The sequence below is a fragment of the Lysobacter lycopersici genome (genome assembly GCF_007556775.1).
Classification (GTDB): Bacteria; Pseudomonadota; Gammaproteobacteria; order Xanthomonadales; family Xanthomonadaceae; genus Pseudoluteimonas; species Pseudoluteimonas lycopersici.
On the sequence record NZ_CP041742.1, the window covers coordinates 441180 to 464790 of the forward strand.

The following is a 23611-nucleotide window of genomic DNA, read 5'->3' on the forward strand; positions in this document are numbered from 1 at the left end:
CTCAGCCAAGTCTCAGCCAATCGCGACCAGCGTGCGTCCCAGCGAACCGCCTGCGAGCATGTTCGCGAATACGCCCGGCAGGCCGTCGAGGCCGGTTTCGCGGGTGCAGATCGCGTCGAGGTTGGCGGGTTTCCAGTCGCCGGCGAGGCGCCGCCACACTTCCTCGCGGATGTCGCGCGCGGTGCCGGCCGAAGCCACGCCGAGCAGCGACACGCCGCGGATGATGAAGGGCATGACCGTCGCCTGCAGCTCGGGCGATGCCGCGAGCCCGGCACTGGCGACGTTGCCGTAGGGCGCGGTTTGCGCGAGCAGGCTCGAAAGCATCGCGCCGCCGACGTTGTCGAGCCCGCCGCCGAAGCGCACCGATTCCATCGGCCGCGTGGTTGAAAGCGCGTCACGGCCCAGCACTTCGCTCGCACCGAGCGATTTCAGGTAATCCGCGTGCCCCGGCTTGCCGCTGATCGCGTGCACGTCGAAACCGGCCTTGCGGAAGATCGCGACCGCGAGCGAACCGACGCCACCGGTCGCGCCGGTGACCGCGAGCGAGCCGAGGTCGGGCGTTTGCCGGTTCTCGGTCATGCGCAACAACGCGAGTGCGGCGGTGAAGCCGGCGGTGCCGAGGATCATGGATTCGCGCAGCGACAAGCCGGCGGGCAGCGGAATCACCCACTTGGCGTCGAGGCGCGCGACTTCCGCATAACCACCGTCGCGCGTTTCCGACAAACCGCTGCCGGTGACCAGCACCGCGTCGCCTTCGCGGAATTTCGGGTCGCTCGATTGCACGACGTGGCCGGCTATATCTATCCCGCCGACCAGCGGGAAACTGCGCAGGATCTTGCCCTGGCCGGTGCCGGCGAGCGCGTCCTTGTAGTTGACCGAGGAATACGCGGTCTTGACCACGACTTCGCCGGGATTGAGATCGCCAAGCGATATCGTTTCGATGCCGCTGCGGTAGCCGGCGGCGTCGTCGTGGATGCGGAAGGCGCGGAAGCTGGTGGGGATGGTCATTGCACTATCGCTCGGGATCCGTTGGGCATTCGTCATCCCGGCGCAAGCCGGGACCCAGCCCTTCGTTCAACGATCGATGATATCCGGATAAAGATCGACCCACTTGGGATTTGCTGTTTCGATCAGCTCGACCTTCCAGGCGCGCCTCCATTCCTTGATCGCCTTCTCGCGCGCGATCGCCAACTCCATTGTGGCGTGTCGCTCGAACCAGACAAGGTCATGGACACGGTATTTCCTCGTGAACCCACCGGCGACATCGTGTTTGTGTTCCCAGACGCGCTTGACCAGATCGGAGGTCACGCCGGTATACAAGGTGCCGTGCCATCTGCTGGCGAGGATGTAGGTGCACGGTAGTTTCATCGAACCGAAACTGGGTCCCGGCTTGCGCCGGGATGACGAGTGAACGGGTTCTCATGGAACACGGCATCCATTCGCATTGCGATGGGAAGAACATGCCAGTGCCCATCGGTAAGAACCCCGGGATTGGCGGGAACTTTCCTAGCGCAGATCCCCGCGCCGCTTGCCATCCAGCCACTTGTCCGCCTGAGCCGGCACGTAGCCGCGCATCCACGCGAGCAACGCGTCGATGTCGTCGCCGTGCCAGAGGTCGTGGCGCTGGTCGGCGTGCAGGAAACGCTCGCGCACCATCGTGTCGAGCATCGCCATCAGCGGTTGCCAGAAGCCGTTCACGTCGAGGAAGGCACAGGGCTTGTCGCCGAGTCCGAGTTGGCGCCAGGTCAGCATCTCGAACATCTCGTCGAGCGTGCCGAAGCCGCCGGGCAGGGCGACGAATCCGTCGGACAGGTCAAACATCCGCGCCTTGCGCGTGTGCATGGAATCGACCACTTCCAGCCGCGTCACGCCCTTGTGCGCGACTTCCCAATCGACCAGTTGCTGCGGGATCACGCCGACGACTTCGCCGCCGTTCGCCAACACCGCATCGGCGACGATGCCCATCAGCCCGACGTTGCCGCCGCCATAGACCAGCGCGAGTTTTTCCGCGGCAAGGCGCGTGCCGAGCGTCTTCGCCTGCGCGGCGTAGGCGGGATCGCCGCCGGCGTTGGAACCGCAGTAGACGCAGATCGATTTCATCGCGCCATTATGCCCGCGCTTCAGGGCACGAAGCTGAGGAACAAATAGGTCCCCAGCAACACCGCGTGCACGATGCCGATCTGGATGTTGGTGCGCCCGGTGCGCAGCGAAATCGAGGCGACGAACAGCGACAGGAACAGCAGCACGGTCGAGATGGTGTCGAGTCCGAGCGCCAGCGGCCAGTCCATGATCACCGCGACCAGCGACACCGCCGGGATGGTGAGGCCGATGCTGGCGATCGCGGAACCGAGCGCGAGGTTGAGGCTGGTCTGCACGCGGTTGTTGATCGCGGCGCGAACGGCGGCGACGCCTTCCGGCAGCAGCACGATGGCCGCGATGACGATGCCCGCGACAGCCTGTGGCGCGCCGGCGGCGACCAGCGCGGCTTCCATCGTCGGCGCGAGCTTCTTGGCGGAAAGCACCACCACGACTAGGCTGAGCAAGAGCAGCGCAAGGCTGGCCAGCGTGACGCGGACGCTCGGTCGCGGGGCGACATCCTCGGTCGCAGCATCGCCATCGTCGACCGGAAGGAAATATTCGCGATGGCGCCCGGTCTGGAACGCGGTGAAGGAGGCGAACAGCACCAGCGTCACCACCGAGATGAATACCAGTTGCGATGGCGTATAGATCGGACCCGGCGCGGTGATCGTGTAGTTCGGCAGCACCAGGGTCAGTACCACGATCGCGGTCAAGGTCGCGAGCGCGGCGGTGACGCCGTCGACGCGGTAACGCTGGATCGAATGCCGGCGGCTGCCGGCGACCAGGCTCATGCCGATGATGCCGTTGAGGATGAGCATGACCGCGGCGAACACGGTGTCGCGCGGCAGGCCGGATGCCGATTCGCCGCCAGCCAGCATCATGGTCACGATCAGCGCGACCTCGATCGCGGTGACGGCCAAGGCGAGCACGATGGTGCCGAACGGCTCGCCGACCTTGTGCGCGACGACTTCCGCATGGTGCACGGCGGCGATCACGCTGGCGAACAGGCCAACGACCAGGAGCAGCGTCAAGCCCGGCAGCGCCGGCGTGGCGAAAGCCAGGGCCAGCACGATGGCGCCGAGGATCGGCGCGATCCAGGTCCAGCGCGGGTTGTGGTGCGTCGCATCGCCCATGCGGCGAGTATGCCGGAAACGGGTTGTGGGCCGTTCAACCAAACGAAAACGGCGCCCGTGGGCGCCGTTTCGTGAATCGTCGGCGGGCGTCAGTTCGCCTTGTGGATCGCACGCTTGGCGACGGCCATCGCCGCGTCGTGCACGGCTTCGGACAGCGAGGGGTGCGCGTGGCAGATGCGGGCGAGGTCGTCGGCGCTGCCGTTGAATTCCATCGAGATCACGCCCTCGTGCACCAGTTCGGACACGTTGGCGCCGACCAGGTGCATGCCGAGGATGCGATCGGTTTCCGCGTCGGCCAGCACCTTCACGAAGCCCGCCGGTTCCGCCATCGCCACCGCGCGACCGACCGCCGCGAACGGGAAGCTGCCGGCCTTGTAGGCGATGCCGTCGGCTTTCAGCTGCTCCTCGGTCTTGCCGACCCAGGCGATTTCCGGCTCGGTGTAGATGACGTTGGGAATGGTGTCGTAGTTCACGTGGCCGGGCAGGCCGGCGATGAGTTCGGCGACTTCGATGCCTTCCTCGAAGCCCTTGTGCGCGAGCATCGGACCGCGCACGCAGTCGCCGACCGCCCAGACGCCATCGACGCCGGTGTGGCAGTGGTCGTCGACTTCGATCATGCCGCGCTGGTCCAGCTTCACGCCGGTGCCGTCGGCGAGGAGATTCTTCGTCGCGGCGCGGCGGCCGACGCAGACCAGCAGCTTGTCGACCACGATTTCCTGTTCGCCCTTGTCGTCGGTGTAGAAGACGTGCACGCCGTCCTTCTTCACCTCGGTATTCGTGACCTTGCAGCCGAGCTTGATGTCGAGGCCCTGCTTCTTGAACTCGCGCGCGGCGACCTTCGCCACTTCGGTGTCCGCAGCGGCGAGAAAGTTCGGCAGGCCTTCGAGCACGGTGACCTGCGAACCGAGGCGGTTCCACACGCTGCCGAGTTCGAGGCCGATCACGCCGGCGCCGATCACGCCGAGGCGCTTGGGCACCTTGTCGAAATCCAGCGCACCGACGTTGTCGACGATGTGCTCGCCGAACTTCGCGAACGGCAGTTCGATCGAATCCGAGCCGGCGGCGAGGATGACGTTGGTGCCCTTGAGCTCGACTTCGGAACCGTCGTGCTGCTTGACCTTGACGATGTTGCCCGGCTGCAGCTGCGCCCAGCCGTAGAACGCAGTCACCTTGTTGGCCTTGAACAGCGCGGCGATGCCGCCGGTGAACTGCTTCACGATGGCGTCCTTGCGCGCGACCATCTTGCCGACATCGATCTTCGGCTTGTCGAAGCTGATGCCGTGCTGGTCGAAGATGTGGCCCATGTTCCAGAACTGGCGGCTGGAATCGAGAAGCGCCTTGGACGGGATGCAGCCCACGCGCAGGCAGGTGCCGCCGAGCGCCGGCTTGCCGTCCTTGCCCAGCGCGGCGTCGACGCAGGCGGTCTTGAGGCCGAGCTGCGCGGCGCGGATCGCGGCGTGGTAGCCGGCCGGGCCGCCACCGATCACGACGACGTCGAATTGTTGTTGGTCAGCCATCTCTGGAATCCGTGAAGTGGTAGCGGGGGCAGGATTTGAACCTGCGGATCACATGCCCAGCAGCATGCGGCTCGGGTTCTCGAGCTGGTTCTTGATGTCGACCAGGAACAGCACCGCGTCCTTGCCGTCGATGATGCGGTGGTCGTAGCTGAGCGCGATGTACATCATCGGCGCGGCGATCACCTGGCCGTTTTCGACGATGGCGCGGTCCTTGATCGCGTGCATGCCGAGGATGGCGCTCTGCGGCGGGTTGACGATCGGCGTAGACATCAGCGAACCGAAGGTGCCGCCGTTGGTGATGGTGAACGTGCCGCCCTGCAGGTCCTCGAGCTTGAGCCCGCCTTCGCGCGCGGCCTTCGCATAGGCGTCGATGCCCTTCTCGATGTCGGCGAAGGACATGCGCTCGACGTTGCGCAGCACTGGCGTGACCAGGCCCTTGTCGGTCGAGACAGCGATGCTGATGTCTGCGTAGCCGTGGTAGATGACGTCGTTGCCGTCGACCGAGGCGTTGACCGCCGGGTGGCGCTGCAACGCGTTCGCGGCGGCCTTGGCGAAGAAGCTCATGAAGCCGAGCTTGATGCCGTTGGCCTTCACGAAGTCGTCCTGCAACTCCTTGCGCATTGACATGACCTTGCCGAGGTTGACCTCGTTGAACGAGGTCAGCATCGCGATGCTGTTCTTCGACTGCATCAGGCGCTCGGCGATGCGCGCGCGCATGCGCGTCATCGGCACGCGCTCTTCCGGACGCGCGCCGCCGGACACGCCCGGGGTCTTGCCGCTGGCGTAGTTGACGAGGTCTTCCTTGGTCACCGCGCCGTGGCGGCCGGTGCCGGCGACGTCGGCCGGATCGACCTTGTTCGACGCGGCGTAGAACGCGGCGCCCGGCGGGAGCGCGCCTGCACTTGTAGGAGCGGACTTGGCCGCGACCGGCGCGCTGGTGGTTGTCGGCGCTGCGGCAGCCGGAGCCGGGGCCGCTGCCTTGGGCGCTTCGGGGGCGGGAGCAGCCGGAGCCGCGGCGGCGACCGCGCCTTCCTCGATCACCGCGATCACCTGCTGGCTGGTGACGGTGGCGCCTTCGGCGAACTTGATTTCCTTCACCACGCCATCGGCCGGCGAGGGCACTTCGAGCACGACCTTGTCGGTTTCGAGGTCGACCAGGTTCTCGTCGCGCTTGACCGCGTCGCCGACCTTCTTGTGCCAGCTGGCGATGGTGGCGTCAGAAACGGATTCGGGGAGAACCGGGACTTTGATGTCGGTGGCCATGGGGTTTCTCTGCGGAATGCGGGGTTATTCGTGCGAAATGTGGCCGCTGGGCGGGTTCACCAACGCGTCGGCGACCAGCTGCTGCTGTTCGGCGACGTGGTCGTTGAAATGGCCGACGGCGGGCGAGGGCGAACGCGGGCGGCCCGCGTAGTGCAGCGACTGCTTCGGCTGCAGGCAGGCGTTGAGGTGGTGCTGGATCTGGTACCACGCGCCCTGGTTCTGCGGCTCTTCCTGGCACCAGACCACGTCGGTGGCCTTGGCGTACTTCTTCAGTTCCGCCGCCAGCTCCTTGCGCGGGAACGGGTACAGCTGTTCGACGCGGAGGATGGCGACGTCGGTGAGCTTCTGCTTCTGCGCCTCCTCCAGCAGGTCGTAGTAGACCTTGCCGGAACAGGCGACCACGCGCTTCACCGATTTCGCATCGGCCTGCGCATCGGGGATCAGCAACTGGAACGATCCGTTCGCCAGTTCGTCCAGCGACGACACCGCCAGCTTGTGCCGCAGCAGCGACTTCGGCGTCATCACCACCAGCGGCTTGCGCGTGGCCATCAGCATTTGCCGGCGGATCATGTGGAAGTCCTGCGCCGGGGTGGTCGGCACGCAGACGATCATGTTTTCCAGCGCGCACAACTGCAGGAAGCGTTCGAGGCGCGCGGAGCTGTGCTCCGGGCCCTGGCCTTCGTAGCCATGCGGCAGGTACAGCGCGAGCCCGCACAGGCGGTCCCACTTGGCTTCGCCGGAACTGATGAACTGGTCGATCACCACCTGCGCGCCGTTGGCGAAGTCGCCGAACTGCGCTTCCCAGATGTCGAGCGTTCCCGGGTCGGCGGTGGAATAGCCGTATTCGAACGCCATCACCGCTTCCTCGCTCAGCAGCGAATCGACGATGCAGGCATCGTCCGGATGCTTCACCAACTGCTGCAGCGGGGTGTAGTGGGTGTCGGTCTTCTGGTCGTGCAGCACCGCGTGGCGGTGGAAGAAGGTGCCGCGCTCGCTGTCCTGGCCGACCAGGCGCATGCGATGGCCGGCGTCGAGCAGGGTGGCGTAGGCGAGGTTCTCGGCGAAGCCCCAGTCGCCCGGCAGTTCGCCGGCGGCCATCTTGCGCCGGTCCTCGTAGATCTTGGCAACGCGAGGATGCAGCACGATCTCCGCGGGAATGGTGTTGATCGCCTTGGCCAGCGCATCCAGTTTCTTGCGCGCAACCTTGGTATCGATGGCGTCGGAGAGCTTGCCGGACAGGTACTTCGACCAGTCGATCGCCTCGGCGTCGGGCTTGGCATCGGCGAGTTCGGTGGTGACCGCGCCGGCGTCGAGCTTGTCGCGGTAGCCGTCCACCACCTTCTGCGCCTCGTCGGCCGCAAGCACGCCCTGCGCGAGCAAAGCGTCGGCGTAGAGCTCGCGCGGGGTCTTGTGCGCGCGGATCACCTGGTACATCAGCGGCTGGGTCGCGGCCGGTTCGTCGGCCTCGTTGTGGCCGTGGCGGCGGTAGCAGACGAGGTCGATCACCACGTCCTTGCCGAAGCGCTGGCGGAAATCGAACGCGGCCTGCGCGCAGAACACCACCGCTTCCGGGTCGTCGCCGTTCACGTGCAGGATCGGCGCGCCGACCATCTTCGCCACGTCGGTGCAGTACAGCGTGCTGCGCGCGTCCTGGCGGTCGCTGATGGTGAAGCCGATCTGGTTGTTGATGACCACGTGCACGGTGCCGCCCACGGCGAAGCCGCGCGCCTGCGACATCTGGAACAGTTCCATCACCACGCCCTGGCCCGCGAACGCGGCGTCGCCGTGCAGCAGCACCGGCAACACCTGCTTGCGCCCGTCGTCGCGGCGGCGGTGCTGGCGCGAACGCACGCTGCCGACCACCACCGGGTCGACGATCTCCAGGTGCGAGGGGTTGAACGCGAGGGCGAGGTGCACCGGGCCGCCGGGGGTGGCGAGGTCGGCGGAGAAGCCCATGTGGTACTTCACGTCGCCGGTGTGCGCGCGATCGTCGTAGGCGTGGTCGAACTTGCCCTCGAATTCGTCGAACAGCTTGCGCGGCGACTTGCCCAGCGTGTTCACGAGCACGTTTAGGCGGCCGCGATGGGCCATGCCCAGGACGATTTCCTTCACGCCGTCGCCGCCGGCGCGGCGCACGAGGTCGTCCAGCAGCGGCACCAGCGCGTCGCCGCCTTCCAGCGAGAAGCGCTTCTGGCCGACGTACTTGGTGTGCAGGTAGCGCTCCAGCCCCTCGGCCGCGGTCAGGCGTTCGAGGATGCGGCGCTTGGCGTCGGCGTCGAAGCCGTAGTTGCCGCCCGCATTCTCCAGCCGTTCCTGCATCCAGCGCCGCTGCTCGACGTCGGCGATGTGCATGTATTCCGCGCCGATGGAACCGGTGTAGGTGGCTTTGAGCAGGGCGACGAGGTCGCGCAGCTTCATCCGCTCGCGACCACCGACGCCGCCGGTACCGAATTCGTGGTCGAGGTCGGCGTCGGACAGGCGGTGGAAACCGATGGCGAGGTCGGGCGCGTCCGGCCGGGCCTGCATGCCCAGCGGATCGAGGTTGGCGGCGAGGTGCCCACGCGAACGGTAGGCGGTCACGAGTTTCGCGACCGCGCGATCGCGCTCGTCGCCCGGGCCGGCAGCCGTGGCGACGCCGCGCCCGGCATCGCGCCCGGCCTGCGCCACCTGTTCCATCACCACCGAATGCGGGACGTCGCCGGCCTCGCGGCCCTTGAGCCCGTCGAAATACGCCTTCCACGACGGCGATACGCTGCCGGGATCCACCAGGTACTGCTCGTAGAGATCCTCGATGTAGGCGGCGTTGGCCCCGAGTTGCGAGGTTTGGGCGAACTGCTTGAGGAGACTGTCCACGATGCTGGCGGGCGCTCGGAAGGATGGGCAACCCGTTGATCCGGCGGCGTTTTGCCCACCGGGAAACGGGGACGCGAAAGAACCGCGATTATAGCCGCAGCGCTTGCCGCGCTGCATCATCGACGAAGGTCTGGCCTCGCCGGCTAAAGCCCCAGTGCTCGGTATTCGCTGCAGGGCCGGCTGCGTTCCCAGGTACGGTCGAATTCCTCGCGCAGCTGCCGCGCCCGGCCGCCGGCATCGAGCGCGGTTTCGCCGTCGAAACGGTGGCCGAGGCCGCGGAAGTAGTAGCCGCTGCCGTCGTTGGCGACGAACGCCGATGGGTAGTTGAGGTCGACCGGATCGTCCACGGCGCGGAACAGCAGCACGCTCGGCAGGCGCTGGGCGAGGGCGATCAGCGGCGCCTGCTCGCGCTGCGGCGTTTCCGCATCCTGCAGCAGGAAGCGCAGTTCGATGCCGTCGCGGCGCACGGCCAGCCGGCGCAGGGCATCGAGCACCGGTGGTGCGTCGAACAGGCCCGGGTCCAGCGCGCGGCTGTAGGCGCGCAAGCCGCGCCGGGTCGAATCGACGATGGCGATGGTCGCGGCGATGGCGGCTTCGCGGTCCTCGACCGCATTCGGTCCGCCCAGGGCACGGCGCATGGACTGGTGTTCGATCCCGGCTTCCATGTAGCGCGGCCCGACTGGCAGGTAGCCATTGCGAACGTAGAAACCGATGGCATCGACCTGCGCGTGCAGTTCGATGGCGTTCCATCGCTGCCCGCGCGCGAGCTCGGTGAGTGCGGCCAGCATCGCCGCGCCGACGCCGCGTCCGCGCCATTCGGGCAAGACCGCCATGCGTCCCAGCGTATGCGCCGGGGTCAAACGCCCGGTGCCGATGGGCTTTCCGTCCGCATCGCGGGCGAGCACGTGCAGGCAGTCCGGATCCTGCGCGTCGAGTTCCAGTTCCAGCGGCACGCCCTGTTCGCGGACGAACACCGCTTCGCGCACCGCGCGCAGCGCAGCGCCATCGCGGGCGTAATCGGCCGCAGACACGCTGAAGCCGAGCGCGGTCGCGTTCACCTCGCCGCGTCCTCCGGGAATTCGAGCGCGTAATGGCCGCGCTGCAACAGGTCCTGCACCAGGTCGCGGCCGGTGATCGACAGCTTCGCGTAGTCGCCGCCGTCGAGGCATTCGGCATTCGCGATGTGGCGCGCATCGGCCAACGGCAGCGCATGCGATTCGCCCGAGACATACAACCGCGCGCCGCGCCCCGCGCGCTGCCAGGCCATGCGCGTCCACGGGTCGCGTTGCAAATACGCGCCCTGCTGCAGGTCCCATTCGATTTCGATGCGCGAACGCCCGTCGCCCGGTTCGCGGCCGCCGGGGCGCAGCGCAGTGCGATAGGTGGTGATGAAGCGCCCGAACCATTCGCCGAGGCGTTCCGGATCGTTCATGCGCAGCTTGTTCAGTCCCTCGACCACGCGTTCCATCGCCGCGGCGTCGATTTCGAACGCGTCCTTCGCCGGTTCGAGCTCGGGATCGGCGAAGCGCAGCGATTCGTCGGCTTCGCTGGCGAGCGTATCGACGAAATCGCCGAGTAGTTCCGCCGCCGCCGGTGCGCGCATGCCAACCGAAAACGTGAGGCAGGCATCCTCGGCGACGCCGTGGTGCGGCACGCCCGGCGGCAGGTACAGCATGTCGCCCGGTTCCAGCACCCAGTCGTGCGTCGGCTCGAAGCGCTGCAACAGCTTCAGCTCGACGTCGAGGCGGAAATGCACCGGCGGATTCGGCCGGTCGTCGATCTGCCAGCGACGCCGGCCCTGTGCCTGCAACAGGAATACGTCGTACTGGTCCACGTGCGCGCCGACCGAACCGCCCGGCGCGGCGAAGGACACCATCACGTCGTCGATGCGCCAGCGCGGCAGGAAATCGAAGCGTTCGAGCAGTGCGCCCACGTCCGCGTCCCACTTGTCCACGTCCTGCACCAGCAAGGTCCAGTCGTGGTGCGGCATGGACGGGAACATGTCTTCCGGGAACGGCCCGTGGCGCAGCATCCACGAATCCTTCTTCGGGTCGTGCGCGACGATGCGCGCGAGCACGCCGTCCTCGCAGGCCAGCCCGGCGAGGTCTTCCGGCTGCAGCGGCGATTCGAAACCGGGGAATGCGTTGCGTATCAGCAGCGGCTTCTTCTGCCAGTAATCGCGCAGGAATTCTGTCGGCGGCATGCCGAGCATGTGCTTCGCTGTCGCGTGGACTTCGATCATGGCACTTGCCCCGCGCGTTCCTTCTCCAATCGCGCATCGAGTCCGGCTCTGCCGTTTTCCGAATAGGCCTTGCAGGCGCCTGCATCGACCAGCGGCAACGTGGCATCGGGCGGCAGGCGTTGCCAGAGCGCACTCGCGCCCGGATGCGGCGTGATCAGGACATCGCAAGGCAGGGCGGCGACGACGTCGAGCGTATGGCGGAACGTCGCCACGTAATCCGGGTGCTCGTTGAAGCGCCACGCATCGTCGGAAATCGCGGTCAGGCTGTCGACGTAGGCCATGTGCAGGCAGCGCGTGCCCTCGCATTCGGTCCAGGTCCAGCTGGTGCCCCCGGGCGCATGGCCCGGCGTGGCGTGCGCGGTCAGCGCGATGGCATCACCGACACGGATGGTCTGGCCGTCGTCGATGGTCTCGACCTGCGCGACGGGTGGAACGGGAGCGAGCTCCGCGAATTGCGGATCGCTGCGGTCGTTGCTGCCGCGGCGGAGGACCGAGGCGGCCGGTGCGCGCGCCAATACGGTCGCGCCGGTGTCGCGCTGCAGTTGTGCAATGCCTCCGGCATGGTCGGAATGCTCGTGCGAGCCGAGGATGTAACGCACGTCATGCAAGGGAACGCCCAGCGCTTCGATGCTGCGTTCGACCGCGGGTGCCGATGCCGCCGTGGTGCCGTCGATCAGCACCGAACCCTGCGGCGAAACGACCAGCAACGCGCTGATGCCGCAGGAGCCGACATACCAGGTGTTGCCGTAGACGTGGCGCGGGATCGCGGGATCGTCCCAGCCCGCATCGTCGGCGCAACGATTTGGAGCCGGCAGTGATGCACCCGTCGAGGGGACGACGGCTTCCGCGGCTGTTTCGGCGTGTCGTGGCGTCGTGCAGCTGGCGGACGCGAGCGCGGCAACGAACGCGATGGCGATGGCCGCACGCACTCAAATCTCCCGCGCGAGTTTTTCCGCCAGGCCGGTGTAGCTCGCCGGCGTCATGTCGAGCAGGCGCTGTTTCGCATCGGCGGGAAGATCGAGTGTCGTGATGAATTCGCGCATCGACGCTTCGGTGATGCCGTGGCCGCGGGTCAGCGCCTTGAGCTGTTCGTAGGGATTCGGCAGGCCGTGGCGGCGCATCACCGTCTGCACCGCCTCGGCCAGCACTTCCCACGCTGCATCGAGGTCGGCGGCGAGGCGTTCCGGATTCGCGCTCAACTTGCCGAGGCCTTTCTGCAGCGAATCGAAGCCGATCAGCATATGGCCGAAGGCGGTGCCGAGCGCGCGCAGCACGGTGGAATCGGTGAGGTCGCGCTGCCAGCGGCTGATCGGCAACTTCGCCGCGAAATGTTCGAACAGCGCGCTGGCGATGCCGAAATTGCCTTCCGCGTTCTCGAAATCGATGGGATTGACCTTGTGCGGCATGGTCGAACTGCCGACTTCGCCGGCTTTCACCGCCTGCCTGAAGTAACCCTGCGAGATGTAGCCCCAGACGTCGCGGCACAGGTCGATCGCGATGGTGTCGATGCGCTTGCAGGCATCGCACAGTTCGGCGACGCCGTCGTGCGGTTCGATCTGCGTCGTGTGCGCCTGCCAGTCCAGGCCCAGCGATTCGACGAAACGCTTCGAGAACGCGTTCCAGTCCACGTCCGGATAGGCGGCGACATGCGCGTTGTAGTTGCCGACCGCGCCGTTGATTTTGCCCGGTATCGGCAGTGCGGCCAGCACCTCGCGCTGGCGGCGCAGGCGGGCGACGACGTTGGCGAGTTCCTTGCCGACGGTCGTGGGCGAGGCGGTCTGGCCGTGAGTGCGCGAGAGCATCGGCAGCGCGGCGTGTTCGTGCGCGAGCGTGCGCAGCTTGTCGATCAGCGCGTCGAGCTTGGGCAGCAATACCGCGTGCCGTGCTTCGGACAACATCAGCGCGTAGCTGAGGTTGTTGATGTCCTCGCTGGTGCAGGCGAAGTGCACGAATTCCAGCGCCGGGCCGAGCTCGGCGTCGTTCGCCAGCTTTTCCTTGATCAGGTATTCGACTGCCTTGACGTCGTGGTTGGTGGTCGACTCGATCGCCTTGACCCGCGCCGCGTCCTCGAGCGAGAAGCCATCGGCCAGCGCGCGCAGGCGTGCGACGGCGGCTTCGGGGAAGGGCTTGAGTTCGACGATGCTGGTGTCGGCGGCCAGCGCCAGCAGCCATTCGACTTCGACCTTGACCCGCGCCCGGATCAGGCCGGATTCGGAGAAGATCGGGCGCAGCGCGTCGACCTTGCCCGCGTAGCGGCCATCGAGCGGGGACAGGGCGGTGAGGGCGTCGGTCATGGCGCGGCGTCGGCGGGGGCGAGGCGCAATTCTAAACCGTCGCGGGCGTATGCTTTTGCCCGTCATTCCCACGAAAGCGGGAATCCAGTGTCTTTCGTTCGCATTGCGACGCACCTGCCTGGAGCCAAGACGCTGGATGCCCGCCTGCGCGGGCATGACGATTTCATGGATTCCCGACACCGGAGATCGTGATGGCCAAGTCTTTCCGCATCGAACACGACAGCATGGGCGAGCTGCGGGTGCCCGCCGATGCGCTGTGGGGCGCGCAGACCCAGCGCGCGGTGCAGAACTTCCCGGTGTCCGGTCGACCAATGCCGCGCGGCTTCATCCGCGCGCTCGGCCTGATCAAGGCCGCCGCGGCCGAGGTCAACGCCGGCTTCGGCTTGCTGTCCAAGGCGAAGTCCGCGGCGATCCGCAAGGCGGCGCTGGAGGTCGCGAACGGCGACCACGACGCGCATTTCCCCATCGACGTGTTCCAGACCGGCTCCGGCACCTCGAGCAACATGAACGCGAACGAGGTCATCGCGACGCTGGCGACGCGCGCGGGCAAGGCCAAGGTCCATCCGAACGACGACGTCAACCTCGGCCAGAGTTCCAACGACGTGGTGCCGACCGCGATCCGCGTGTCTGCGGAACTGGCGGTGCACGAGGACCTGCTGCCCGCGCTGAAACATTTGCGCAAGACCATCGAAGGCAAGGCGAAGTCGTTGCGCGGCGTGGTCAAGACCGGCCGCACACATTTGATGGACGCAATGCCGCTGACCTTCGCCCAGGAATTCGGCGCGTGGGCGGCGCAACTCGCCTCGGCGGAGGCGCGCATCGGCGACGCGTCGAAACGCATGCACCGGCTACCCATCGGTGGCACCGCGATCGGTACCGGCATCAACGCCGACCCGCGTTTCGGCAAGGCCATGGCGAAGGCGCTGTCGACCCTCGCAGGCGCGAAGTTCGAATCCGCCGCGGACAAGTTCGAAGGCATCGCCTCGCAGGACGATTCGGTCGAACTGTCCGGTCAGCTCAACGCGCTTGCGGTCGCGCTGATGAAGATGTCCAACGACCTGCGCTGGATGAATTCCGGACCGCTCGCAGGCATCGGCGAAATCGAATTGCCGGCATTGCAACCGGGCAGCTCGATCATGCCGGGCAAGGTCAATCCGGTGATTCCCGAAGCGACCTGCATGGTCTGCGCGCAAGTGATGGGCCACAACGCGACGATCGCCATTGCCGGCGCGTCCGGCAATTTCCAGCTCAACGTGATGCTGCCGCTCATCGCCCACGACCTGCTGGAATCGATCGGGCTGCTTGCGAACGTGATGCGACTGCTGGCGGATTCCGCGATTTCAGGGCTCAAGGTGCGTGGCGACAACGTGCGCGAAGCGCTGGCGCGCAATCCGATCCTCGTCACCGCGCTGAACCCGATCATCGGTTACGAGAAGGCCGCTGCCATCGCCAAGCGCGCCTACAAGGAAAACCGCCCGGTGCTGGACATCGCGGTCGAGGACAGCGGTCTGTCCGCTGCCGAGCTTCGCAAGCTGCTGGATCCGGTTGCGTTGACGAAGGGCGGGATCCACGAGGGTGGTGGAAGCTCGGGCTGAGCGTTCCGCATAAAAAATCCCGGCTTGCGCCGGGATGAATGGGGAGAGAGTCTTCTTCGTTGCGGTCAATCGTCGTTGCGGGGGATTTCGACCTTGCCAGCCACGTCGTGGTGGTCGATGTCGCCGCTGCCCATGCTGCGTACGCGCAGGTCGCGGCCGACGCCGTTGACGGCGAGGTCGCCGGAACCGATCGAACCCACGTCGACGCCGCCGCCGACCTGCTTCAGCGTGGCGTCGCCGGAACCGACGCTGTCGATGCGGACATCGCCACGCACGCCATTGGCATTGAGGTCCCCGGACCCGATCGAATCGACCCGCAGCGCGCCGATGTCGCTGAAACCGGCATCGCCCGAGCCGATGCTCGCCGAGACCTGGCCCGGGACGCGATTCACGTCGAGGTCGCCGGAGCCGACATGGGCATCGAGCGAGGCCACGTTTTCCACGTTCGCATCGCCCGAACCGACGTCGAGCACGACCGGCAGCGATTTCGGGATCGCGATGCCGACGTCGAGGTAGGCGTATTGGTCGCCGAACAGGCGCCAGCCTTTCGGCAGGTGGGTGGTCTTGGCTTCGATCACCAGCCGGCTGCCTTCCCGGTGCTGCACGACCTGCAGCGAGTCGAGGGCATCCTGCTTGCTGGCGCAGGCGCGGCCGCGTACCGCGCCGCCATTGCCATCGACGCCGCGGACATGCACGTCGTGCTCGTTGGTGAGCACGGTGATTCCGGTCACGCCGTCCAGGTCGAGGTCGAGCGTGCGCGGCGCCTGGAAACGGCACTGTTCGCCGGCATGGGCGAGCAGGGGCGAAGCGAAGAGAATGCTGCAGAGCAGGGCATGGCGTCGGGTCATGGCGGAAACCTCGCGGATGGATTGAAGCGCGGACGGGCCTTGCGAGGTCGGATGCGTCGAGGTGCGGGAAGGTTGAAACACCGCGCGCCGATACCCTCGAAGCCGCCGTCCTCGCGATCAGCCGCCCTTGGCCGCGGCCGCATCGGCTTCTGCCGCCGCGTCGTCGCTGCCGGGCGATGACGGCGTGCGCACCGCGCCGCGGATCGATTCGCGGATGCCATCGCGGATGTCCGAGCGGATCTCCTCGCGGTCGGCATCGCTGAACACGGCCACGCCATCGCCCTTGTCGTGCTTGCGGCAATCGTCGATGTCCGACTGCTCGAGGTTCGCGTAGGGCTTGAACGCCGGCAACGAGGCGGCGAGCTCCTGTTGGGTCTTGACCATCGGCTGCAGCTGATCGCACAGCTTCATCGCCGCTGCCTCGATGCGCTCGCCCTGGGCCTTCATTTCCCGTTCGGCCTCGTCGCTCTTGCCGTTGAAAATGCTGGCGATGGCGGTGCCGACCGCCTTGCCGGCGATGTCCACGCCCTGCTTGCCGATCTCCATGCCGGAACTGGCGACGTCGATGATCTCGCCGCGGTATTGCAGCAGCAACGTGCGCTGCACCGGGGTGATGTCGACCGGCTTGCCTTCGATCAGCAGGTCGCCCTGCGGGGTGATCTCGGCGCGCGGCGCCTTTCCGTCGGACGAGCGGATGGTATGTCCGTTGATGTTCAGGTGGAAGGCGTCGCCGATGCTGATGTTCTTCGTTTCCATCTCGGCGCGTGCCTTGTCCATCGCCGCACCGACCATGCCGGTCAACCCGCCTTGCTTGTCGGCCGGCTTCTGCGATCCGGAAGCGGTGGAGTTCGAAGGCGAGCCGCCCTGGCAGGCAGCCAGCGACGCAAGCAGGGCAATGCAGCCGAGGGTGCGAATCTTGTTCATGGCCGTTTCCATTCGGGGTGGCGGGATCAGCGCGTCGCGAGGTCGTTGCGGATGTCGCTTTCGCAATCGGCGACATCGTCGTCGTCGAGCGTAGCGTAAGGCCGGAACTCGGGCACGCTGGTGGCGAGCGCCTGCTGCGAATCGCGCAACTGCGGCAACTGCCGGCAGATCTGCAGCACCGCGGGTTCGATGTCGCGCTTCACCGACGCCTCGACCCGGCGCTCGAGGCTGCCGGTCATTCCGCCGACGATCAGGCGGAACAGCGAGACGTTGGTGAGGTCGATCGCGACCATCGCCGCGTGTTCGCCGGCATCGATGCCGGTCTTGGCGATGCCGATGACCTGCGTGCGGTAATCGAGCAGTTGCCGGCGCTGTGCCGCGTCGACGACGACCGCCTTGCCATCGACCAGCAGGTCGCCGCGCGGGGTGATTTCGCCTTTCGGCCGCGATTCGCGCTTCGCGGACTCGCGCTTGTCGTCCTTGCCGAAATGCAGGCCGTCGAGCGAGAGGTTTTCGCTGTCCAGCTTGGCGCGTTCCTGCGCCATTTCGGTACGGACTTCCTGGCGCGCCTGGTCGAGGTCGCTGGCGACTTCGCTGTGCACGCTGGCTTGCGCGGCCAGCGGCGACAGGGCGAGGAGCAGGGCGGCGATGTGCTTGCGGTTCATGGTGTCGTCCTTCAGTTGTCGTCGCGCCAGCGGCGCAGGCGGATCGCGGCGTAGATCATCGCGGCGCCGGCGAGCGCGCCGATCCACAGTTCGGCCGAACCGAACACCGCCCAGCTCTTGCCGATCTGGATCGCGTTGGCGAGGTCGCCGGGGTCGTCGACCTTCATCGACATGGCGCCCTGCATCGACGAACTCGCGTACCAGGTGCCGGGGAATACGCTGAACAGGCCGCGGAACACGATGTTCTTCCAGTACCAGCCATCGTTGAGGTGGAACACGTTCATCAGGTTGAACCAGCTGATGAGGATGCCGGAGAACACCGGGACCAGGATCGCCCACAGGAACGGCTTGCTGCGCGCCCAGGCCGAGCACAACATCAGCCAGCCGACGGTGGGCAGCGCCCACAGTGCGTAAACCGGGATCAGCGCGATCATGCTGACCGCCACTTTCAGCGGACTGCCCGGGCCCCAGATCAGCGCGTACGGATTGCCGTGGTGGAACAGCACGAACACGCTGACCAGCGCGAGGAAGCCGAACATGCTCGCGATCGCCGCAGCCACGGCCAGGGTCGGTGCCACCAGCAGCGCGCTCGCGGCCTTGGACAGCACGGTGTCGCGGTCGGACAGCGGCAGCGATTTCCAGAACAGCACGCTGCGGTCCTTGCGCTCGTCGTAGAGGCTTCCGAGGCAGAAGAAGAACACGACGAAGCCGAGCACGACCATCGGCCACAGCGACGAGGTCAACGAGGCCAGGTCGATGCCGCCGGCGAGGTTGCGCGCGGAATCGGCATCCATCTTCGAGGTGAGCATGCCGAGGTCGAGGCCGTTGACCGAGACGTCGACGCCGTTGACCTGCATGTTCCCGCCCGAGGCGATGGCTTTCCGCATGGAGACTTCGCCGACGACCAGGGCCATCAGGGTCAGCACCAGCGAAATCGCCCCGGCCCAGATCGGCGCCCAGAAGAAGCCACCCTTGTGCTCCCAGAATTCGCGGCGCAGCAGCAGCTTGAACTTGTGGGTGGAATGCGGCGCCACGCGCAGCGGCGAAGAGGGCGCGTCGGTGTCGATCACGGCGTTCATGCGTAGGTTCCCTTCATCGTGGCGACGAACAGGTCGGCGAGGCCCGGGGTGCGGGTTTCGCCGAGCGAGGCGAGTTGGTCGGCGGGGACGCCGTCGAACAGCATCACGGTCTTGCCGAACGGCAGTGCGCGTTCGTCGATGGGTTTCAGCGCGCGCGCGGCGTCGACCCTGTCCGCGTTCACCAGCACTTCGGTGAAGCGCTCGCCGACCGCGTCCATCGGCGCATCGAGCGCGATCTTGCCGTCGCGGATGAACAGCACGTCGGTGAGGATGTGCTCGATCTCCTCGACCTGGTGGGTGGTGACGAGGATGGTCTTGTCCTCGTCGAAGTAATCCTCCAGCAAGCGCTGGTAGAACTGCTTGCGGTAGAGGATGTCGAGGCCGAGGGTGGGTTCGTCCAGCACCAGCAATTTGGCGTCGATCGCCATCACCAGCGCCAGGTGCAACTGCACGATCATGCCCTTGGACAGCTCGCGCACCTTCATGTCCGGCTTGAGCTGGGTGTTGGCGAGGAAACGCTGGCAGCGTTCGCGGTCGAAGCGCGGATGCACGCCGGCGACGAATTCGATGGCTTCTTTCACCCGGATCCAGCGCGGCAGCACCGCGACGTCGGCGATGAAGCAGACGTCGTTCATCAGCTCGTCGCGCTGGGTGCGCGGGTCGCGGCCGAGCACGGACAGTTCGCCGTCGAACGGGATCAGGCCGAGGATGGCCTTGAGCGCGGTGGTCTTGCCGGCGCCGTTGGGGCCGATCAGGCCGACGATGCGCCCGGCGGGCACCTCGAACGAGGCGCCGTCCAGCGCCAGCTTGTTCCTGTAGGCCTTGCGCAGGCCGCGTGCGGAGATCACCTGGCCGTTCATTGCGCGCTCCACTTGCTGTTCGGGTCGAGCAGTTCGGCCGTGTCCAGGCCCAGGCGCTGGATGCGCTCGAGCACCAGCGGCCATTCCTCGCGAAGGAAGCGTTCGCGTTCGCTGGCCAGCAGTTTCCTTGACGCTTCTTCGGTGACGTACATGCCGAGTCCCCTGCGTTTTTCCACGAGCGATTCGTCCGCGAGTTCCTGGTAGGCGCGCGAGACGGTGATGGGATTGAGGTGGTATTCCGCCGCCACCTGGCGCACCGAAGGCAGCGCGTCGCCGGGCTTGAGCACGCCGTCGAGCATCATCGCGATGACGCGCTCCTTGAGCTGGCGGTAGATCGGGGCGCCCTCGCTCCACTGGATGGCGGTCATGGCTCAGCCTCCGATGGCGCTGGAGAAGGAGAAATAGGGCATCGACAGGCCGTGGTGGCGAAGGCTCTTGTGGCGGCGCGGCGAGGGCGTCGCCGGGTCGGCATCGATCGAACCGGTCGCGATCACGCCGGCATCCGTCGCCGGACCGGGAGCGACGAGGAGGTGTTCCGGGGCCGGCCGCAGGCTGCCCAGGAGCAGGGCCGCGGTCAGGGCAGCGCCGAGGGCCCAGAGGCTGTTCTGCAAGCGACGTTCCATGGTGCTCTCCGCTGGGGGAGTGGTGTTGTATGTAACTATAACACCAAAACACGCCCGGTCAAGCGCCCGGACCCCAACTGAAGACATAGGCGGCAGGGGTCGGGCGCCAGGTGTCAGGGCCGAACCTGAAACCTGCCTCCTGACAGCTGATCCCGGCATCGCGTTGCCCGTTCATGCGTTCGCATCGACAATAGCCGGCCATGCGGCGACGCTGCCGCCCGACACACAGGAATGCATCGATGAGACCTACCTTGCGCGGCATCGTCGCGAGCGCGCTGCTGTTCGTGCTGGCGCAGACCGGCATGGCGCAAGACAAGACCGTGCTCGCCACCGACCGCGACAAAGTCAGCTACATGGCCGGCATCGACGTCGCGCATTCCATCGCCGCCGCCGCGCCGGACATGGACTACGCCGCGTTTGAACGCGCGTTGCGCAATGGTTTCGCCGGCGGCAAGCCGCTGCTGGGCGATGCGGAAACGCAGGCCACCGGGCGCGCGCTGATGCAGGCCATCGGTGCGCGCAAGGGCCAGCCGCCGGGCACGCTGCCGGCCGCGACGCCGGGGCTTTCCAGCGAAAAAGTCGGCCTGCTGGTCGGCGCAGATGCCGGTCGGTCGCTGGCGCCGGTGTCGTCGGAAATCGACGTTCCCACCTTCATGCAAGCGCTGCGCACTGTGCTGCAGGGCGGCAAGCCGCTGCTGTCCGACGAGGAAGCGACCGCCGTGCGCACCGCGTTCACCGCGCGCATGAACGCGAAGCAGCAGGCGCTGGCCGCGCAAGCCGGCAGCCGCAACCTGGTCGAAGGCCAGGCCTTCCTCGCGAAGAACAAGGCAGTGGCCGGCGTGCACGTCACGCCGTCGGGACTGCAATACATGGTGCTGCGCCAAGGCGCTGGCCCGCAGCCGATGCCGACCGACCGCGTGCGCGTCAACTATCGCGGCACGCTGCTCGACGGCACCGAGTTCGACAGTTCCTACAAGAATGGCGAACCCGCCGAATTCGGGCTCGACGAAGTGATCCGTGGCTGGACCGAGGGCGTGGGCATGATGCCGGTCGGTTCCAAGTACCGCTTCTGGGTTCCCGCCAACCTCGGTTACGGCGCGAAGGGCACGCCCGGCGGCCCGATCCCGCCGAACGCCACGCTCGTTTTCGATGTCGAACTGATGGCGATCCTGCCCCCGGGCCGCTGAACCCCCATCCGTTTCCCTTTCCCCCGCGCGGCGCAGGCCGCCGTCCACCGGAGTGACCCGATGAAGTCGAAGTCCCGTTCCATGCTCGCCGTACTGCTGCTGGCCGCGCTCGCCGCCGCCGGTTGCAACAAGGCCGACAAGCCCGCCGCCGATGCGGCCAAGAAGACCGATGCGACCGCCGCCAAGGGCGACCAGATCGCCGGCCTGCCGACCGAGAAGGACCAGGTCAGCTACATGATCGGCATGCAGATGGGCAAGTCGCTGGAGCCGGTGAAGGACGATGTCGACGTCGACGTCATCGCCAAGGCGATCAAGGACTCGGTCACCGGCGGAAAGCTCCTGCTGACCGAAGAGCAGGCGCAGAAGATCGGCGAAAGCTTCTCGGAGAAGATGCAGGCCAAGCAGATCGCCGACATGATGGCGAAGGGCAAGAAGAACGCGACCGAGGGCGCGGCCTTCCTCGCCGCGAACGGCAAGAAGCCGAACGTCAAGACCACCGCCACCGGCCTGCAGTACGAAGTGATCACCGAAGGCAAGGGCGCCAAGCCCAAGCCCACCGACGTGGTGAAGGTGAACTACAAGGGCAGCCTGCTCGATGGCACCGAGTTCGACGGTTCCGAACAGCACGGCGGCCCGGCGACGATGCCGCTGGCGCAGGTGGTGCCCGGCTGGCGCGAAGGCATCACCCTGATGCCGGTCGGTTCCAAGTACCGCTTCTGGATCCCGGCCGCGCTCGGCTTCGGCGAGCAGGGCACGCCCGGCGGCCCCATTCCGCCCAGCGCGACGCTGGTGTTCGAAGTGGAACTGCTCGACATCGCCAAGGGCGGCAAGCCGCCGATGCCGCAGGCCCACTGAGGACGCAGCGCGCATGCAGGTCAGCATCTTCGGCACCGGATACGTCGGCCTCGTCACCGGCACCTGCCTCGCCGAGGTCGGCCACGACGTGGTCTGCATCGACGTGGACGCGGCCAAGGTCGAAGGCCTCAACAACGGCGTGATCCCGATCTACGAGCCCGGGCTCACGCCGATGGTGAAGGCGAACCACGCCGAAGGGCGGTTGCGCTTCACCACCGATGCGGCGATGGGCATCGCCCACGGCGAGGTGGTGTTCATCGCGGTCGGCACGCCGCCCGACGAGGACGGCAGCGCCGACCTGCAATACGTGCTCGCAGTGGCGAAGACCATCGGCCGCAACCTGCAGCGGCCGACGGTCGTGGTCGACAAGTCCACGGTGCCGGTCGGCACCGCGGACAAGGTGCGCGCGGCCATCGCCGCCGAACTCGCGGCGCGCGGCGCCGAGGTGTCGTTCGACGTGGTCTCGAACCCCGAATTCCTCAAGGAAGGCGCGGCGGTCGAGGACTGCATGCGCCCGGACCGGATCGTGATCGGGGCCGACGGCGCGCACGCGGCCGAGAAACTGAAGCGCCTGTACGCGCCGTTCAACCGCAACCACGATCGCTTCGTGGTGATGGACGTGCGTTCGGCCGAACTGACCAAGTACGCGGCCAACGCGATGCTCGCGACCAAGATCAGCTTCATGAACGAGATCGCGAACATCGCCGAGCAGGTCGGCGCCGACGTCGAGAACGTGCGCAAGGGCATCGGCTCGGATCCGCGCATCGGCTGGCACTTCATCTATCCGGGCGCCGGCTACGGCGGCTCCTGCTTCCCCAAGGACGTGCAGGCGCTGGCGAAGACCGCGCAGCAGCACGGCGTGCAGCCGCGCCTGCTGGATGCGGTGGAAGCGGTGAACGAGGCGCAGAAGGCCCATCTGTTCGAACTCGCGGCGCGCCACTACGGCGGCGAGGCGAAGTTGCGCGGCAAGACCTTCGCGGTGTGGGGACTGGCGTTCAAGCCCAACACCGACGACATGCGCGAAGCCTCGAGCCGGCGCCTGCTGCAGCAGCTGTGGGACGCGGGCGCGAAGGTCCGTGTTTACGATCCGGAAGCGATGGATGAAACCCGGCGCATCTTCGGCGAACGCGACGACCTCGCTTTTTGCGACGGCGCCGCGGCAACGCTCGATGGCGCGGATGCGCTGTTCGTGGTGACCGAGTGGAAGCAGTTCCGCAGCCCGGACTTCGCGAGGCTGAAGGCGACATTGGGCGATGCGGTGGTGTTCGACGGCCGCAACATGTACGAACCCGCCGATGTCGAAGCCGCCGGGCTCGCGTACTACGGCATCGGCCGTGGCCGTTCGCTCAAGGGCTCGTGATGCCAGGTTCCGACCTCGACGCGCGCCTCGCCGAACTGGAAACGCGGCTCGCGTTCCAGGAACACGCGCTGCAGGAAATCAGCGATGCGCTCGCGGCCGCGCGCGGCGAGGAATCGCGCAACGCGTTGCTGCTGCACCGCGCGCTGGAGGAACTGCGCCAGGTGCGTAGCGCGCTGGCCGCATCGCCGGCGGTCGGCGACGCCGGCAGCGAACCGCCCCCGCCGCACTACTGAT

General features: G+C 67.0%; 23 protein-coding genes. 5 read left to right on the forward strand and 18 right to left on the reverse strand.

The window, feature by feature from the left end:
- Nucleotides 1-12: 12 nt before the first annotated feature.
- The 11 genes from FNZ56_RS02335 to purB form a co-directional block, all read right to left on the reverse strand.
- Entirely contained in the window at nt 13-1008 is a 996-nt protein-coding gene (locus tag FNZ56_RS02335; RefSeq protein ID WP_143878306.1) for a YhdH/YhfP family quinone oxidoreductase, read from the reverse strand.
- Nucleotides 1009-1074: 66 nt separating this feature from the next.
- Nucleotides 1075-1368: a GIY-YIG nuclease family protein gene (locus tag FNZ56_RS02340; protein WP_143878307.1), complete on the reverse strand. Its 294-nt coding sequence runs from the start codon at nt 1366-1368 to the stop codon at nt 1075-1077.
- Between the two features lie 138 nt (nt 1369-1506).
- Nucleotides 1507-2100: an LOG family protein gene (locus FNZ56_RS02345; RefSeq protein WP_143878308.1), complete on the reverse strand. Its 594-nt coding sequence runs from the start codon at nt 2098-2100 to the stop codon at nt 1507-1509.
- A 20-nt stretch (nt 2101-2120) separates the two neighbouring features.
- Nucleotides 2121-3212 carry a calcium:proton antiporter gene (locus tag FNZ56_RS02350; protein WP_143878309.1) on the reverse strand — a complete coding sequence of 364 codons (1092 nt, stop codon included), beginning with the start codon at nt 3210-3212 and terminating at the stop codon, nt 2121-2123.
- Between the two features lie 89 nt (nt 3213-3301).
- Nucleotides 3302-4729, reverse strand: a complete 1428-nt coding sequence (gene lpdA, locus FNZ56_RS02355; RefSeq protein WP_143878310.1) for a dihydrolipoyl dehydrogenase — start codon at nt 4727-4729, stop codon at nt 3302-3304.
- A 48-nt stretch (nt 4730-4777) separates the two neighbouring features.
- A complete protein-coding gene (gene sucB / locus FNZ56_RS02360; RefSeq protein ID WP_143878311.1) occupies nt 4778-5992 on the reverse strand; it encodes a dihydrolipoyllysine-residue succinyltransferase in 1215 nt (404 codons plus the stop codon).
- Nucleotides 5993-6016: 24 nt separating this feature from the next.
- Nucleotides 6017-8845, reverse strand: a complete 2829-nt coding sequence (locus FNZ56_RS02365) for a 2-oxoglutarate dehydrogenase E1 component (RefSeq protein WP_143878312.1) — start codon at nt 8843-8845, stop codon at nt 6017-6019.
- A gap of 143 nt (nt 8846-8988) precedes the next feature.
- Nucleotides 8989-9903 (reverse strand): GNAT family N-acetyltransferase, encoded by a 915-nt coding sequence (locus FNZ56_RS02370; protein WP_246064664.1) that lies wholly within the window; start codon nt 9901-9903, stop codon nt 8989-8991.
- Nucleotides 9900-11087: a cupin domain-containing protein gene (locus FNZ56_RS02375; protein ID WP_143878314.1), complete on the reverse strand. Its 1188-nt coding sequence runs from the start codon at nt 11085-11087 to the stop codon at nt 9900-9902. Before FNZ56_RS02375 ends, FNZ56_RS02370 begins: the two co-directional genes overlap by 4 nt.
- A complete protein-coding gene (bla, locus tag FNZ56_RS02380) occupies nt 11084-12016 on the reverse strand; it encodes a subclass B3 metallo-beta-lactamase (RefSeq protein ID WP_143878315.1) in 933 nt (310 codons plus the stop codon). Before bla ends, FNZ56_RS02375 begins: the two co-directional genes overlap by 4 nt.
- On the reverse strand, nt 12017-13381 hold the full coding sequence (purB, locus tag FNZ56_RS02385; RefSeq protein ID WP_143878316.1) for an adenylosuccinate lyase: 1365 nt from the start codon (nt 13379-13381) through the stop codon (nt 12017-12019).
- A 191-nt stretch (nt 13382-13572) separates the two neighbouring features.
- Between purB and FNZ56_RS02390 the strand changes: the two genes are divergently transcribed.
- Nucleotides 13573-14976, forward strand: coding sequence for a class II fumarate hydratase (locus tag FNZ56_RS02390; RefSeq protein ID WP_143878317.1), 1404 nt, complete (start codon nt 13573-13575; stop codon nt 14974-14976).
- Between the two features lie 65 nt (nt 14977-15041).
- Here the strand turns inward: FNZ56_RS02390 and FNZ56_RS02395 are convergent, their stop codons facing one another.
- From FNZ56_RS02395 to FNZ56_RS02425, 7 genes are all read right to left on the reverse strand, one after another.
- On the reverse strand, nt 15042-15824 hold the full coding sequence (locus FNZ56_RS02395) for a DUF4097 family beta strand repeat-containing protein (protein ID WP_143878318.1): 783 nt from the start codon (nt 15822-15824) through the stop codon (nt 15042-15044).
- Nucleotides 15825-15941: 117 nt separating this feature from the next.
- Nucleotides 15942-16748 (reverse strand): DUF2884 family protein, encoded by an 807-nt coding sequence (locus FNZ56_RS02400; RefSeq protein ID WP_185970772.1) that lies wholly within the window; start codon nt 16746-16748, stop codon nt 15942-15944.
- 26 nt (nt 16749-16774) lie between these two features.
- Entirely contained in the window at nt 16775-17413 is a 639-nt protein-coding gene (locus FNZ56_RS02405) for a hypothetical protein (protein ID WP_143878320.1), read from the reverse strand.
- Nucleotides 17414-17424: 11 nt separating this feature from the next.
- Complete coding sequence (locus FNZ56_RS02410) at nt 17425-18492, reverse strand: hypothetical protein (RefSeq protein ID WP_143878321.1); 1068 nt, start codon at nt 18490-18492, stop codon at nt 17425-17427.
- Nucleotides 18489-19352, reverse strand: a complete 864-nt coding sequence (locus tag FNZ56_RS02415) for an ABC transporter ATP-binding protein (RefSeq protein WP_143878322.1) — start codon at nt 19350-19352, stop codon at nt 18489-18491. Before FNZ56_RS02415 ends, FNZ56_RS02410 begins: the two co-directional genes overlap by 4 nt.
- On the reverse strand, nt 19349-19720 hold the full coding sequence (locus FNZ56_RS02420; RefSeq protein WP_143878323.1) for a GntR family transcriptional regulator: 372 nt from the start codon (nt 19718-19720) through the stop codon (nt 19349-19351). Before FNZ56_RS02420 ends, FNZ56_RS02415 begins: the two co-directional genes overlap by 4 nt.
- Nucleotides 19721-19723: 3 nt before the next feature.
- Nucleotides 19724-19975 (reverse strand): hypothetical protein, encoded by a 252-nt coding sequence (locus FNZ56_RS02425; protein WP_143878324.1) that lies wholly within the window; start codon nt 19973-19975, stop codon nt 19724-19726.
- Between the two features lie 239 nt (nt 19976-20214).
- Here FNZ56_RS02425 and FNZ56_RS02430 point away from each other — a divergent pair, with 239 nt between their 5' ends.
- From FNZ56_RS02430 to FNZ56_RS02445, 4 genes are read left to right on the forward strand one after another with little or no spacing between them, the layout of a single operon-like run.
- Nucleotides 20215-21162 (forward strand): FKBP-type peptidyl-prolyl cis-trans isomerase, encoded by a 948-nt coding sequence (locus FNZ56_RS02430; protein WP_143878325.1) that lies wholly within the window; start codon nt 20215-20217, stop codon nt 21160-21162.
- Nucleotides 21163-21222: 60 nt separating this feature from the next.
- Nucleotides 21223-22017, forward strand: a complete 795-nt coding sequence (locus FNZ56_RS02435; RefSeq protein WP_143878326.1) for an FKBP-type peptidyl-prolyl cis-trans isomerase N-terminal domain-containing protein — start codon at nt 21223-21225, stop codon at nt 22015-22017.
- Nucleotides 22018-22030: 13 nt separating this feature from the next.
- On the forward strand, nt 22031-23377 hold the full coding sequence (locus tag FNZ56_RS02440; protein ID WP_143878327.1) for a UDP-glucose dehydrogenase family protein: 1347 nt from the start codon (nt 22031-22033) through the stop codon (nt 23375-23377).
- The gene (locus tag FNZ56_RS02445) at nt 23377-23610 is read left to right on the forward strand and encodes a SlyX family protein (RefSeq protein WP_143878328.1); all 234 of its coding nucleotides are present in this window, start codon (nt 23377-23379) and stop codon (nt 23608-23610) included. Before FNZ56_RS02440 ends, FNZ56_RS02445 begins: the two co-directional genes overlap by 1 nt.
- Nucleotide 23611: the final 1 nt, after the last annotated feature.

Bases quoted from the DNA above. Each gene is read 5' to 3' on its own strand.
- FNZ56_RS02395 (WP_143878318.1), bottom strand. From the start codon at position 15,824: ATGACCCGACGCCATGCCCTGCTCTGCAGCATTCTCTTCGCTTCGCCC.
- FNZ56_RS02415 (WP_143878322.1), bottom strand. From the start codon at position 19,352: ATGAACGGCCAGGTGATCTCCGCACGCGGCCTGCGCAAGGCCTACAGG.
- FNZ56_RS02400 (WP_185970772.1), bottom strand. From the start codon at position 16,748: ATGAACAAGATTCGCACCCTCGGCTGCATTGCCCTGCTTGCGTCGCTG.
- purB (WP_143878316.1), bottom strand. From the start codon at position 13,381: ATGACCGACGCCCTCACCGCCCTGTCCCCGCTCGATGGCCGCTACGCG.
- FNZ56_RS02335 (WP_143878306.1), bottom strand. From the start codon at position 1,008: ATGACCATCCCCACCAGCTTCCGCGCCTTCCGCATCCACGACGACGCC.
- FNZ56_RS02345 (WP_143878308.1), bottom strand. From the start codon at position 2,100: ATGAAATCGATCTGCGTCTACTGCGGTTCCAACGCCGGCGGCGATCCC.
- FNZ56_RS02440 (WP_143878327.1), top strand. From the start codon at position 22,031: ATGCAGGTCAGCATCTTCGGCACCGGATACGTCGGCCTCGTCACCGGC.
- FNZ56_RS02340 (WP_143878307.1), bottom strand. From the start codon at position 1,368: ATGAAACTACCGTGCACCTACATCCTCGCCAGCAGATGGCACGGCACC.
- FNZ56_RS02405 (WP_143878320.1), bottom strand. From the start codon at position 17,413: ATGAACCGCAAGCACATCGCCGCCCTGCTCCTCGCCCTGTCGCCGCTG.
- FNZ56_RS02435 (WP_143878326.1), top strand. From the start codon at position 21,223: ATGAAGTCGAAGTCCCGTTCCATGCTCGCCGTACTGCTGCTGGCCGCG.
- FNZ56_RS02445 (WP_143878328.1), top strand. From the start codon at position 23,377: ATGCCAGGTTCCGACCTCGACGCGCGCCTCGCCGAACTGGAAACGCGG.
- FNZ56_RS02430 (WP_143878325.1), top strand. From the start codon at position 20,215: ATGAGACCTACCTTGCGCGGCATCGTCGCGAGCGCGCTGCTGTTCGTG.
- FNZ56_RS02420 (WP_143878323.1), bottom strand. From the start codon at position 19,720: ATGACCGCCATCCAGTGGAGCGAGGGCGCCCCGATCTACCGCCAGCTC.
- FNZ56_RS02390 (WP_143878317.1), top strand. From the start codon at position 13,573: ATGGCCAAGTCTTTCCGCATCGAACACGACAGCATGGGCGAGCTGCGG.
- FNZ56_RS02425 (WP_143878324.1), bottom strand. From the start codon at position 19,975: ATGGAACGTCGCTTGCAGAACAGCCTCTGGGCCCTCGGCGCTGCCCTG.
- sucB (WP_143878311.1), bottom strand. From the start codon at position 5,992: ATGGCCACCGACATCAAAGTCCCGGTTCTCCCCGAATCCGTTTCTGAC.
- FNZ56_RS02375 (WP_143878314.1), bottom strand. From the start codon at position 11,087: ATGATCGAAGTCCACGCGACAGCGAAGCACATGCTCGGCATGCCGCCG.
- lpdA (WP_143878310.1), bottom strand. From the start codon at position 4,729: ATGGCTGACCAACAACAATTCGACGTCGTCGTGATCGGTGGCGGCCCG.
- FNZ56_RS02350 (WP_143878309.1), bottom strand. From the start codon at position 3,212: ATGGGCGATGCGACGCACCACAACCCGCGCTGGACCTGGATCGCGCCG.
- FNZ56_RS02410 (WP_143878321.1), bottom strand. From the start codon at position 18,492: ATGAACGCCGTGATCGACACCGACGCGCCCTCTTCGCCGCTGCGCGTG.